The organism is Curtobacterium sp. MMLR14_006 (assembly GCF_001864985.1).
GTDB lineage: Bacteria > Actinomycetota > Actinomycetes > Actinomycetales > Microbacteriaceae > Curtobacterium.
Window position 1 is genome coordinate 25,629 of record NZ_MJGU01000026.1, and the last position, 13,268, is coordinate 38,896.

9 protein-coding genes are annotated in these 13,268 nt (G+C 72.8%); all 9 read right to left on the reverse strand.

The window, feature by feature from the left end; all coding sequences use genetic code 11:
* Nucleotides 1-113 precede the first annotated feature (113 nt).
* On the reverse strand, nucleotides 114-836 hold the full coding sequence (locus BIU94_RS16235; RefSeq protein WP_302846888.1) for a methyltransferase domain-containing protein: 723 nt from the start codon (nucleotides 834-836) through the stop codon (nucleotides 114-116).
* Entirely contained in the window at nucleotides 833-1,972 is a 1,140-nt protein-coding gene (locus BIU94_RS16240; protein WP_071263274.1) for a type III polyketide synthase, read from the reverse strand. Before BIU94_RS16240 ends, BIU94_RS16235 begins: the two co-directional genes overlap by 4 nt.
* Before the next feature lie 96 nt (nucleotides 1,973-2,068).
* Nucleotides 2,069-3,574, reverse strand: coding sequence for an Asp-tRNA(Asn)/Glu-tRNA(Gln) amidotransferase subunit GatB (gatB, locus tag BIU94_RS16245; RefSeq protein ID WP_071263276.1), 1,506 nt, complete (start codon nucleotides 3,572-3,574; stop codon nucleotides 2,069-2,071).
* Nucleotides 3,574-5,121, reverse strand: coding sequence for an Asp-tRNA(Asn)/Glu-tRNA(Gln) amidotransferase subunit GatA (gatA, locus tag BIU94_RS16250; RefSeq protein WP_071263280.1), 1,548 nt, complete (start codon nucleotides 5,119-5,121; stop codon nucleotides 3,574-3,576). Before gatA ends, gatB begins: the two co-directional genes overlap by 1 nt.
* The gene (gatC, locus tag BIU94_RS16255) at nucleotides 5,118-5,417 is read right to left on the reverse strand and encodes an Asp-tRNA(Asn)/Glu-tRNA(Gln) amidotransferase subunit GatC (protein WP_071263282.1); all 300 of its coding nucleotides are present in this window, start codon (nucleotides 5,415-5,417) and stop codon (nucleotides 5,118-5,120) included. The genes gatA and gatC overlap by 4 nt, the downstream gene beginning before the upstream one ends.
* Before the next feature lie 231 nt (nucleotides 5,418-5,648).
* A complete protein-coding gene (locus BIU94_RS16260; protein ID WP_071263284.1) occupies nucleotides 5,649-7,973 on the reverse strand; it encodes a transglycosylase domain-containing protein in 2,325 nt (774 codons plus the stop codon).
* 232 nt (nucleotides 7,974-8,205) lie between these two features.
* Entirely contained in the window at nucleotides 8,206-9,531 is a 1,326-nt protein-coding gene (locus tag BIU94_RS16265; RefSeq protein ID WP_071263287.1) for an alpha/beta hydrolase, read from the reverse strand.
* A 149-nt stretch (nucleotides 9,532-9,680) separates the two neighbouring features.
* Nucleotides 9,681-12,071 (reverse strand): NAD-dependent DNA ligase LigA, encoded by a 2,391-nt coding sequence (ligA, locus tag BIU94_RS16270; protein WP_254784837.1) that lies wholly within the window; start codon nucleotides 12,069-12,071, stop codon nucleotides 9,681-9,683.
* Nucleotides 12,072-12,137: 66 nt separating this feature from the next.
* The gene (gene mnmA / locus BIU94_RS16275; RefSeq protein WP_083404923.1) at nucleotides 12,138-13,244 is read right to left on the reverse strand and encodes a tRNA 2-thiouridine(34) synthase MnmA; all 1,107 of its coding nucleotides are present in this window, start codon (nucleotides 13,242-13,244) and stop codon (nucleotides 12,138-12,140) included.
* Nucleotides 13,245-13,268: the final 24 nt, after the last annotated feature.

Sequence of the window (13,268 nt, forward strand, 5' to 3'; positions counted from 1 at the left end):
GCTGGCCCGCGCGGCACGGCGCGGTCGGCACCCCCGCACGCCGCGCCGCGCGGGGGTGCCACGCGCTGCGGGACCCCCGCCACCGGTCCCGGCTGTCGGAGTGCCCGTGCCCCTCAGGCGTCGCGGACGGCCAGCACCCGGTGCGGCGCCACCCGTTCGGCCCGCCACCCGCCGGGCAGTGCGTCCCGGAGCTCGGCCAGGGTGAAGGACCGGCGGATCGACCGCAGGCCGTCGACCCGCACGAAGGTGCCGGCCGACACCAGCGGCGACGCCAGCGCGTAGGCCCCGTACGCCGCACGCGACCGGCGGATGTCCGAGTGCACGCTGCGGCTCGTCGCGAGTGCCGCGGAGTCGGCGAGGAACCCGGCCCGCTCGTCGTCGCCCAGGTGGTGCAGCACGTGGTTCGACACCACGACGTCGAACCGCTCCCCCGCTGCCACCAGCTCGCCGCTCGACTGCTGCCGGAAGGTGACCCCGCGCGGCGTCCGTCGACTGGCCGCGTCGATCGCCCGCGGGTCCGGGTCGACCCCGACGACCTCGACGTCGAAGCCGTCGCTCGCCGCCCACCGCACGACAGCGCGCGCCAGGTCGCCCCCGCCGCAGCCGAGGTCGAGGACCCGAGCACGGCCGTCCACCGGCAGCGCCGGCACGATGTGGGTCCTCCACGCCGAACGCCAGCCGCTCACCAGCGCGTTGACGAGCGCGAAGCGCCGGAAGGTGCGCGCGAGGACGCGCGGGTCGCAGTCCGGGTCGTCCATCAGCTCGGTCAGGTCGAGCGCCCGGGAGCGCAGGTCGACGGCCGAGCGGGCCGGGTCGACCCCGCCTCGACGACTCACGCCGTGCCCGTGGTCGCGATCGGGACCCGCACCGGTTCGACCACGGGCGACGCCTCGGTGCGCACCGCGGTGAGGCGTGCGCTCTCCACGGTGAGTCCGGGCCCGAAGGCGAGCGCGACGACGGCGCCGCCGTCGGCCAGGCCCGCGTCGACCGCGTCGCGGAGGACGAACAGCACGGTGGCGCTCGACATGTTGCCGTGGTCGCGCAGCACCCGTCGGCTCGACACCATCGCACTGTCGGGCAGGCCGAGCGACTCCTGCGCACGGTCGAGGATGGCGCGGCCGCCGGGGTGCACCGCCCACACCGGCACGTCGGAGGCCGCACCGCCGCCGAGCAGCGACTCCACGGCCCGCGGCACGTGCAGGCCGACGAGCTTCGGGACGGCCGTCGACAGGACCATCTCGAAGCCCTCGTCGCCGATGTTCCACGCCATCTCCGACGCGCCCTCCGGCACCACGGCCGTCGCGAACGCGTCGAACCGCAGGCCGGCGCCGTCGCGTGCGACGACCGCCGCGGCGGCTCCGTCCCCGAAGACGCTGTTCGCGACGATCTGGTCGGGGTCGTTCGACGCGCGGACGTGCAGGGTGCAGAGCTCGCCGCAGACGACGAGCACGACGGCGTCCGGGTCCTGGTCGACGAAGGCCGCGGCGATCCGGAGCGCCGGGAACGCGGCGCAGCAGCCCATGAAGCCGATGTGGTGCCGGAAGACCCCTGCCGGCAGACCGAGCTGGTCGACGACGTCGATGTCCGGGCCGGGCTGCGTGAACCCGGTGCACGACACGGTCACCAGGTGCGTGACCGACGAGGGGGCGATGCCCGCGCGGTCGACCGCGTCGCGTGCGGCGGCGACGAACAGCGGCGGCGCGAGCTCGCGGAACCGGTCGTTGCGTGAGCCGGTCGTCGGGGAGCGCAGGGTCCCGTCGTCGTCGCGGAAGGCACCGCCGCCGCGCGTGGAGTCGAGCTCTTCGAGCACGGTGTGCCGTCGGTCGACCGCCGAGCCGTCGAAGGCAGCGGGGACGAGCCGCTGCCCGAGGCGACCGAGGCCGGGCTGCGCCGCGAACAGGTCACGCACCCGCGGCTGGTCGAGGGTCGTCTCGGGGACGGCGGTACCGATGGCGCGGATCGTTGCGGACACGACTCATCCTGTCACCGCATCGCTGACGCGTCCCCAGGATGCACGGGAGGCGCGGTGCCAGCTGGCACCGCGCCTCCTGTCCGTCGTCGGTGGCGACTACGACTGCTGCGCGCGCTCCAGGACGAGCTCCCGCACACGAGCGGCGTCGGCCTGGCCCTTCATGGCCTTCATCACCGAACCGATGATCGCGCCGGCGGCCTGCACCTTGCCGTCGCGGATCTTCTGCAGGACGTCGGGCTGGGCGGCCAGGGCCTCGTCGACGGCCGCCGTGAGCGCCGAGTCGTCGGAGACGACCTTGAGCCCGCGGGACTCGACGACCTGCGCCGGCGAACCCTCGCCCGCGATGACGCCCTCGAGCACCTGGCGCGCCAGGCGGTCGGTCAGGTCGCCGGACTCGACGAGCGCGATGACCTCGGCGACGTGCTGCGGCGACACCAGGTCGCCGGGGGCGGCGTCCTGCGCGTTCGCGACACGGCTGATCTCACCGGTCCACCACTTGCGCGCGGCCTGCGGTGCGGCACCTGCGGCGACCGTCCCCTCGACCTCGTCGAGCAGCCCGCCGTTGACGACGTCCTGGAACTCGAGGTCCGCGAAGCCCCACTCGCCCTTGAGTCGTCGACGCCGGGCCACCGGGGCCTCGGGCAGGGACGCACGGAGCTCCTCGATGAGGGCGGGGTCCGGCACCACGGGCAGCAGGTCGGGCTCCGGGAAGTAGCGGTAGTCGTCGGCGTCGGACTTCGGACGGCCGGACGACGTGCGGCCGGTGTCCTCGTGCCAGTGCCGGGTCTCCTGCGTGATCGTCCCACCGGCGGCGAGGATCGCGGCCTGGCGCTGGATCTCGTAGCGGATCGCACGCTCGACGGCGCGGAAGGAGTTGACGTTCTTCGTCTCGGTGCGGGTGCCGAGCTTCTCCTGGCCGCGGGGGCGCAGCGAGATGTTCGCGTCGCAGCGCAGGTTGCCGCGCTCCATGCGGGCCTCGGAGACACCGAGCGCACGGACGAGGTCGCGGATGACCTGCACGTACGCGGCACCGAGCTCGGGGGCGCGGTGCTCCGCGCCGACGATCGGCTTCGTGACGATCTCGACCAGGGGCACACCGGCGCGGTTGTAGTCGACGAGCGAGTACTCGGCGCCCTGGATGCGACCGGTGGCGCCACCGACGTGCGTGAGCTTGCCGGCGTCCTCCTCCATGTGGGCGCGCTCGATCGGGACGTTGAAGATCGTGCCGTCGGCGAGTTCGACCTCGACCTCGCCCTCGAAGGCGATCGGCTCGTCGAACTGCGAGACCTGGTAGTTCTTGGGGTTGTCCGGGTAGAAGTAGTTCTTCCGGGCGAACCGCGACGACTCGGCGATCGAGCAGCCGAGCGCGAGCCCGAGCTGGATCGAGTAGCGCACGGCCTGCTCGTTCACGACCGGCAGCGACCCGGGCAGACCGAGGTCGACGGGCGTGACGTTCGTGTTCGGCTCGCCACCGAAGAAGTTCGGAGCGTCCGAGAACATCTTCGTCTTCGTCGCGAGTTCGACGTGCACCTCGAAGCCGAGCACCGGCTCGTAGCGCTCGAGCGCCTCGTCGAAGTCCATGAGCGCGTCCTTCTGCGCCATCAGATCACACCTTCCTGCGCAGCGGACTGCTGAGACTGGTCGAGGTCCGGGATGCTGTCGATGAGCGGGCGACCCCACTGCTGTTCGAGCAACCGCTCGAGGGCGGCGCCGTAGCGGTAGAGCCGGGCGTCCTCGCGCTGGGGTGCCATGAGCTGCACGCCGACGGGCAGCGAGTCCTCGGGCGCGAGGCCGTTCGGGATGCTCATGCCGGGGACGCCGGCCAGGTTCGCCGGGATCGTCGTGAGGTCGTTGAGGTACATCGCCAGCGGGTCGTCGATGCGCTCCCCGATCGGGAACGCCGTCGTCGGGGCCGACGGGCTGATGAGCAGGTCGACCTGCTCGAACGCGGCCTGGAAGTCGCGCTGCACGAGGGTGCGGACCTTCTGCGCCGAGCCGTAGTAGGCGTCGTAGTAGCCGGCGCTCAGGGCGTACGTGCCGAGGATGATGCGGCGCTTGACCTCCGGGCCGAAGCCGGCCTCGCGCGTGGCCGCCATGACGTCCTCGACGGTGGCACCGTTCTCCGGCGTGACGCGGAGCCCGAAGCGCACCGAGTCGAACTTGGCGAGGTTCGACGACGCCTCGGCCGGCAGGATCAGGTAGTACGCGCTGATGGCGTACGCGAACGACGGGGCGTCGATCTCGACGACGACCGCACCGGCCGACTCGAGCAGGGCCACCGTCTCCTGGAAGCGCTGCGTGACGCCGGCCTGGAAGCCGTCGCCGCCGGCGAGTTCCTTCACGACGCCGACCCGCAGGCCGCGGAGCGTGTCCGCCTGCAGGCCTTCGCGGGCCGCCGCGGCCATCGAGGGCCAGGCGTCCGGGATCGAGGTGGAGTCGCGCGGGTCGTGCCCGCCGATGACGTCGTGCAGGAGCGCGGCGTCGAGGACGGTGCGGGACACCGGACCGACCTGGTCGAGGCTGGACGCCAGCGCGATCGAGCCGTAGCGGCTGACCCCGCCGTACGTCGGCTTCACGCCGACCGTGCCCGTGACGGCACCGGGCTGGCGGATCGACCCACCGGTGTCGGAACCGAGGGCGAGGGGCGCCTCGTGCGCGGCGACGGCGGCCGCGGAGCCACCACCGGAGCCACCGGGGATCCGGTCGAGGTCCCACGGGTTGTGCGTCGGGCCGTACGCCGAGAACTCGGTGGTCGAGCCCATCGCGAACTCGTCCATGTTCGTCTTGCCGAGCGGCACCAGGCCGGCGGCACGGAGCTTCGCGACCGGCGTCGCGTCGTACGGGGGCACCCAGCCCTCGAGGATCTTCGAGCCGGACGTGGTCGGCATGTCCTGCGTGCACAGGACGTCCTTGACCGCGATCGGCACGCCGGCGAGGGGGCCGAGGTCGTCGCCCGCCGAGCGGCGCGAGTCGATCGACTTCGCCACCGCGAGGGCGTTCTGGTTGACGTGCAGGAAGGCGTGCACGTCGCCGTCGACCGCGGCGATGCGGTCGAGGTGGGCCTGCGTGGCCTCGACGCTGGAGACGTCGCGCGCCACGAGGGCGTCGGCGAGCGCCGCGGCGCTGAGGCGGGTGATGTCGTCGGTCACTGCTCTTCTCCCAGGATGGCCGTCACACGGAACCGTTCGCCGTCGGAGTCGGGCGCCCCGGAGAGCGCCTGCTCCTGGGTCAGCGTCGTGCCGACCACGTCGGGGCGGAAGACGTTGCCGAGCGGCACGGGGTGGCTCGTCAGCGGGACGTCGTCTGTCGCGACCTCGGCCACACGGGCGACGCTGTCGACGATGTGCGACAGCTCCCCGGTCAGCTTCTCGATCTCGTCGGGCGTGAGTGCGATACGTGCGAGGTTCGCCAGGTGGGCGACCTGCTCGCTCGTGATGTCAGGCATGGTGCTCCGTCGATCGGTTCGTGGAATGCGGACCAGTCTATTGCCGACCCCGTGTCACCACCGCGCAGTCCCGCCCATCGGTGGAGAACCGGCCCTCGGCCAGCGCCCCGACCGACGCACCGACCGCGACGAGTGCCCGCGGCGAGCATCGGCACGACGACCCGCGCCGGACCCGCGCCGCACCGACGGCGGGCCGCCCACCGGACCGGCACCGGGCCTCCCGGCCTGGCGTCAGTGCCGACCGCGAGCCGCACCCGGTGCGGCAGGTGCCGCCGTCGCCGGAGCAGCCGGAGCAGCAGGGGCAGCAGGAGCAGCAGGGGCAGCGGTCGCGGCCGGCGACGGAGCAGCCGACGCACCCGACGCGGCCGACGCACCGGCCCCCGCCGACGCACCGGACGCCTGCTGGGACGCGGACCCGCTCGACGCGTTCCCGATCATCGCCGGGTCCGGAGCCGGCAGCGCTCCCCCGCCGACCGCCCCGTCGAGGTAGGTCATCATCGCCTTCCCGACCCCGAACTTGGCGCTGTACCCGGTCGTGCCGCACGGGAACGGGACCTGCGCGAGCGACACCGCGTTCTGGACGTTGCCGATCCAGGTCGCGTTCGTGTACTTCGTCGTCGAGGCGACCAGCCAGTTCTGCACGTCGCCGTCGGTGGTGCCGGTCTTCGCGAACTTCGGGACCGCGTCGCCGGGGTTCGCCAGCGCGGCGGTGCCGGACCCGCTGAGGACCCCCTGCAGCGCGTAGTCGACGGTGCCCGCGACGTCCGCCCCGACCCCTCGGGTGCAGGACGACGGCGTCGGTGTGATCGCGGTGCCGTCGGCCTCGGTGACCGAGTCGATGGCGGTCGGGGTGCAGACGATGCCGCCGTTCGCGAAGCCGGCGTAGGCCTCGGCGAGGTCGATCGGCGACAGCTCGTTGACGCCGAGGATCGACGACGGGGTCTGGCCGAGCGGTGCGCCGTCGGCGCGGTGGATGCCCATGGACTGCGCGAGCTGGGCGATCCGGCACAGGTCGAGCTGCTTGCCCATCTGCGCGTACGCGGTGTTGATCGACTCGGTGGTCGCCGCGGCGACGGTCATCGACGCGGGCACGGCCTCGGCGTTCGCCACGTTCCAGACGCCGCCGGCGACGTTCTGGCAGCTGTTCGTGAACTCGGCGTTCTCGAACTGGTGCTCGGAGGTCGTGACGGAGTCGGAGAGGGTGTGCCCGCTCGCGAGCCACTCGGCCAGCGTGAACACCTTGTACGTGGAGCCGGTCTGGAACCCGCCCGAGTTGCCGGAGGCGGCGTCGGCGCTGTAGTTCACGGCCGTCGTGCCGGGCGTGGCCGTGTCGGCCTGCGTGTAGGCGGTGTTCTGCACCATCGACATGATCCGACCGGTCCCCGGCTCGACGGTGACGTTCGACCCGCCGAGGTCGACCCCCGCCATCGTCGCCGGGACGTAGGTCGACAGGGCGTTCTGCGCCTGCGCCTGCACGTCGAGGTCGAGCGAGGTGTGGATCTGCAGGCCCTTCGTGTCGAGGGTGGCGATGCGTGCGGCCGCGGTCTTGCCGAAGGCGGGGTCCCGGAGCACCTGGTCGCGGACGTAGTCGCAGAAGTAGCCCGCGTCGAAGTTCGTCGCGGCGGTCGAGCAGCCGTTCGCGGTCTCGGTGATCCTCGGCGTGACGGGCGTCGCGATCGCCGTCCTCATCTGTGCCGTCGTGATCGACCCGTGCGCCTGCATCCGGCGGAGCACGTAGTCGCGGCGTTCCTTCGTCGCCGCGTACCCGTCCGACTGCCCGTTGTGCCGGTCGCCGGGCCGGTCGATCCGCAGGTTCGACGGGTTGTTGAGGATCGCGACGAGCGTGGCCGACTGCACGAGCGACAGGTCCGCCGCGTGCACGCCGAAGTAGTACTCGGCACCGGCCTCGGCACCGTAGACCCGCCCGCCGAGCCCGACGATGTTGAGGTACCCGGTCAGGATCTGGTCCTTCGTGTACTTCTTGTTCACCGCGATGGCGTACCGCATCTCCTGCAGCTTCCGCTGCGGGGTGACGCCGGCGGCGTCCTGGTAGCACGCGGCCACCTTCGCCTCGGTGGCGGCCTGGTCGGTGCCGGTCAGCTGCTCGCACTGCTGCACGAGCACGTTCTTGACGTACTGCTGCGTGATGCTCGACCCGCCCTGCACGTCCCCGCCGACGACGGTGGCCGCGGCACCGCGGACCGTGCCGAGCAGGTCGATGCCGCCCTCGTCGTAGAACCGCGGGTCCTCGGTGTCGATGGCCGCCTGCTTGAGCGAGTCGGCCATCTGGTGGGACGTCACGTTCGTGCGGTTCTCGGCGTAGAAGGACGCGATCTTGATCTGCTTGCCGTCCTTCGTCGCGTAGACCGACGAGACCTGCTGCGGGGTCTGCACGTCGAGGTAGCTCGGCAGGTCCTCGAAGAACGCCGCCGCGCCCGACGCGCTCTCGCCGGCGACGGCGACCGCGGGCGTCAACGCGACCGTGACGAGCATGCCCGCCAGCACGGACATCACCACGAAGACCAACAGGGCCCCAGGCCAACGCACCACTCGCATGGGTGCACGGTAGGCAGGCGGGCTGGAACCGTTCTGCCGTGGAACGAGTGCAGGCTGCGGCGGCGCACAGGTTGCCGTCCAGCCACCGGTCCGAGCGGCCCGCGATCCGCGCGGGCTCGCCGATCCGGTCGGGAGGCCCGGCGCGGCCCCGGCACGTCGGCCGCGGGTCACGATCCGGTCACGTCGCGGGAGCCCGCGGGCCCGGTGCCGGCCCGCGCACCGGTGCGGTCCGTCAGTCGCGGGGTTGCAGGTCCTGTGGACGGACGAGGAACACGTCCGGCGAGACCGTGACGCCGTCGCCGCGGGACGATCCGCCCTGCGCCTGGTCGCGCACGACGTCCCCGCGCCCGACCCCGATGAGCGCGACGTCGTGCAGCGAGGCCGTTCCGGGCTTCAGGTAGTCGTTGTGGCCGACCGGTCGTCGGAACACCGCAGTCGTGCCCTGCCCGTGCGTCGCGGCGCGGAGGTCGAGGACCGTCGCACCGAAGGACGCCTCGCCGGGGTCGGTGCCGAAGTACCCGGAACCGGCGATCGGGTCGCTGTGCGCGCTGCCGACGAAGACCTGCCCGTGCGGCACGGCGAGGTCGGACGCGGACCGGACGTCGCTGCCCGGCGAGCCGAGCACGGTCAGGGTGTCGGCGCTCATGCGCCCCGAGGTGAGCGCCATCATCGCCGTCGTCGACCCGTACGAGTGCGCCACGAGGTTGAGCCGCGGCTGGTCGCCGTCCCGCACGTGGCGCAGGCCGTCGACGGCGCGCTCGAGGCGGTCCGCCCCGGTCTCGGCGAGCTGCAGCGACAGGATGTTCGACAGGTCCGGCGTGCGGTACCCCATCCACGCGACGACCGCGACGCTCGACCGGTCGCCGTGCACCGCGAGCGGGGCCAGCGACGCCTGCTCGGCGGCCAGGTCGTTCGCGGTGGCGGTGAAGTCGACCATCTGCCCGGACACCGTGAAGAACATGCCCGGCACCACCAGCGTCACGTCCGTCGCGGTGTCGAGGTCGCCGATCGCGATCGCCGCGCGGCCCGGACCACGGGTGTCGAGGGTGACGAGGAAGCGCTGCGGGTCGCCCGGCTGCGTCACGAGCGACTCCTGGACCCGGTCGAGCATCCGGACCGTGGCGGACCCGTCGTCCCCGTCGGCCGCCGCGAGCGCGCGGTCCAACGTGGTCCGGTTCGCCCGGTCGCGCACGGCGTACGGCACGCCCTCGAGGTTCCCCACCACCGCCGGCGCGGTCTGCTCGACGTACTGTCGCTCACCGTCGCCGAGGCCGGCCCACCACCGGATCACGTCGACGGCCGACGGCGGGTCGTCCTGCACGGTCGCCACCAGGCGCGCGTCGTCCTGCGCGTGCCGGAGGTCGACCGGCGCGAGCGCGACGAGGTCGTCGAGCAGCCGGCGGCCGTGCGCGGTCGCGGCGTCGTCGGCGGTGACCGGGGCGACGGGCGCGACGGCCACGACCGCTGTCGGTGGCGGGGTCGGAGGCACGTTCGGTGTCTCGACCACTCCGAGCGAGTGCATCGAGGCGGTCAACAGCGCAGCGGCGACGAGCAGCATTCGGGTCTCCCCCGGGAAGGCCTTCCCGTCGGCTCCCTGCAGACGACGGGTGATGCCCTGCCGAGTCTACGGAGGATGCTGACGAACGCTCGTGCCAGATGCAACTTGTCCCCCGAAATGGGGAGGCTCGGCCTGCGGACGGGCGCGTGTCAGGCGTCCGGCGCGGCGTCCGGCGCGGTCGTGCCCTCCTCGGTCGGCTCCTGGCCCGACTCCGGTTCCGGCTCCGGTTCCGGTTCCGGCAGGGCGCCCGGCCCCTCGGTCACGAGCAGGTGGAACTGCGCCGCGTCGATGATCCGGAGCCCGAGCTGCTCGGCCTTGGTGAGCTTCGACCCCGCCCCTGGACCGGCGGCGACGAAGTCGGTCTTCTTGCTCACGCTCGACGCCGCCTTGCCGCCGGCGGTCATGATCGCCTCGAGCGCGCCCTCGCGCGTGTAGCCCTCGAGCGAGCCGGTCGCGACGACCGTCACGCCGCTGAGCACGCCGCCCTCGGCGACCGCGCCGCCGGGGCCCGGGTGGTCCGGGGTGGTGAACTGCACGCCGGCCGCGGTCCACCGGTCGATGACCTCGCGGTGCCAGTCGACATCGAACCAGTCGAGCAGGGCGTCCGCGATGATGCCGCCGACGCCGTCCACGGCCGCGAGGTCCTCGCGCGAGGCCGACCGGATCGCGTCGAGGGACCCGAAGTGGTTCGCGAGGGCACGCGCCGCGACCGGTCCGACGTGCCGGATGCTCAGGCCGACCAGGATCCGCCACAGCGGCTTCGTCCGGGCGGCGTCGATGTTCGCGAGCATCTCGAACGCGTTCTTCGACGGGTACCGGCTCGGCTCGCCGGTGTAGTCCGCACCGCGGGCCTCGGGGTCGAACGGCGGGTCGGTCTTCTTGCGCGCACGACTGAACGGGGTGACCCGCTTCGGCGTGCCGTCGTCGTCGGTCTTCTGCATGCCGGTCTCGGCGTCGCGGACGATGACCTCGATCGGGACGATGTCCTGCATCGTCAGGTCGAACAGCCCGGCCTCGGTGACGAGCGGCGGGGTCTCCGGTCGGAGCGGCTGCGTGAGCGCCGCGGCGGCGACCTCGCCGAGTCCCTCGATGTCGAGCGACCCGCGCGACGCGATGTGCTCGACCCGGCCGCGCACCTGCGCCGGGCAGCTCTCGGCGTTCGGGCAGCGGAGGTCGATGTCGCCCTCCTTCGCGGGGGCGAGCTCGGTGCCGCACTCCGGGCAGTGGGTCGGCATGACGAACTCGCGCTCGGAGCCGTCGCGGAGCTCGACCACCGGGCCGAGGACCTCGGGGATCACGTCACCGGCCTTCCGCAGCACGACCGTGTCGCCGATGAGCACGCCCTTGGCCTTGACGACCTGCTGGTTGTGCAGGGTGGCCTGGCGCACCACGGACCCCGCGACCTCGGCCGGGGCCATCACCGCGAACGGCGTGGCACGGCCGGTGCGACCGACGCTCACCACGACGTCGAGGAGCTTCGTGTGGACCTCTTCCGGCGGGTACTTGTACGCGATCGCCCACCGCGGCGCCCGGGACGTCGAGCCGAGTTCCTCGTGCAGGGCGAGGTCGTCGACCTTCACCACGACGCCGTCGATCTGGTGCTCCACGGCAGAGCGACGCTCACCGGTGGTCCGGACGAAGCCGTTGACCTCGTCGATGGTGTCGAACACCCGGTAGTGGCTGCTCGTCGGCAGCCCCCACGTGTCGAGCAGCTCGTACACCTCGGACTGGCTCCGGACGTCGGTCTGCTGCTCGAGCTCGCGGACCGGCCACGCGCCGATGCCGTGCACGAGCATCCGCAGCCGCCGCAGCCGGTCGACCATGAGCGCGCGCTTCGCCTCGGACTTGCCCTCTTCCTTCTGGCGGAGGGAGCCGGCGGCGGCGTTGCGCGGGTTCGCGAACACGCGCTCCCCCGCCTCGCGCTGGTTCGCGTTGAGCTCGTCGAACTCGGCGACCGGGAAGAAGATCTCGCCGCGGACCTCGACCAGGGGCGGGTGGCCGGTGCCCGACAGACGGTCCGGGATCGTGCCCATCGTCCGCACGTTGCCGGTGACGTCCTCGCCGACGACGCCGTCGCCGCGGGTCGCCGCCGAGACGAGCCGCCCGTGCTCGTACCGCAGGTTGATCGCGAGGCCGTCGATCTTCAGCTCGGTCAGGAACCGCACGCGCTCGGCTCCGGCGTCGCGCTGCACCTTGACGGCCCAGTCGGTCAGCTCGTCGGGGCTGAAGACGTTGTCGAGCGAGAGCATGCGCTCGGCGTGCTCGACCGGCGCGAACTGCGTCGTCTGTGCCTGCCCGCCCACTGTCTGGGTCGGGCTGTCCTCGGTCAGGAGCTCCGGGAACCGCTGCTCGATCGCGTCGAGCCGGTGCACCAGGGCGTCGTAGTCGGCATCCGCGGCCGGTGACCCGTTCTCGCCCTGGTAGTACGCCTCGCGCAGTTCGTTGATGCGTGCCCGTAGCCGGTCGACCTCGCGCGCGGCCTGGGCGGCGTCGAGCCCGTCGGGGTCGATGGTCTCGAACGTCGCGTCGGTCTCGCTCATGGCATCAGTTCTACCGTGCGCCACCGACGTGACGTGCAGCGGACGTGTGCCCCGGGAGCGGCGGGGTCAGGCGTCGACGGGGACGGCGCTCACCGTGCTGTCGATGGTGCACTGGCCGAGCACCCGCGTGCCGACGTAGACCACCGCGGTCTGGCCGGGGGCGACCCCGTGCAGCGGCTCGTCGACGTCGATGACGAGCACGTCGTCCTGCACCCGCGCGGTCGCGGGCACCGGGTCGGCGTGCGCGCGGATCTGCACGTCGCAGGCGAACGGCGTCGCCGGGTCGGCCGGGGCCGTGCCCGCCCACGTGAACCGGGAGCCCGACATCGACGCGACGGCCAGTGCCTCCTTCGGTCCGACCACGACGGTGTTGTCCTTCGGGCGGATCTCGAGCACGAAGCGGGGCTTGCCGTCGGCGGCCGGGCGCCCGAGCGACAGGCCGCGCCGCTGGCCGACCGTGTAGCCGTGCGCGCCGTCGTGCGAACCGACGACGGTGCCGTCGCGCTCGACGACGTCGCCCGTCTCGCTGCCGACGCGGTCGGCGAGCCACCCGCGGGTGTCCCCGTCCGGGATGAAGCAGATGTCGTACGAGTCCGGCTTCTGCGCGACCGTCAGCCCACGGGCGGCGGCCTCGGCCCGGACCTCGTCCTTCGAGGGGGTCGCCCCGAGCGGGAACATCGCGTGCTGCAGCTGCTCGGCGGTCAGGACCCCGAGCACGTAGGACTGGTCCTTCGCCCACGCGGCCGACCGGTGCAGCTCGCGCGAGCCGTCGGGACCGGTGACGATCGAGGCGTAGTGCCCGGTCGCGACGGCGTCGAAGCCGAGCGCGAGGGCCTTCTCGAGCAGCGCGGCGAACTTGATGCGCTCGTTGCACCGCATGCACGGGTTCGGGGTGCGGCCGGCCTGGTACTCGGCGACGAAGTCGTCGACGACGTCCTCCTTGAACCGGGCCGAGAAGTCCCACACGTAGTACGGGATGCCGAGGGCGGACGCCGCGCGCTGGGCGTCCATCGAGTCCTCGATGGTGCAGCACCCGCGACTGCCGGTGCGCAGGGTGCCCGGCATCCGGCTCAGCGCGAGGTGCACGCCCACCACGTCGTGGCCGGCGTCGACCGCACGGGCGGCTGCCACCGCCGAGTCGACCCCACCGCTCATCGCCGCCAGAACACGCATGCACCAAGGGTAACCCGACGCCGA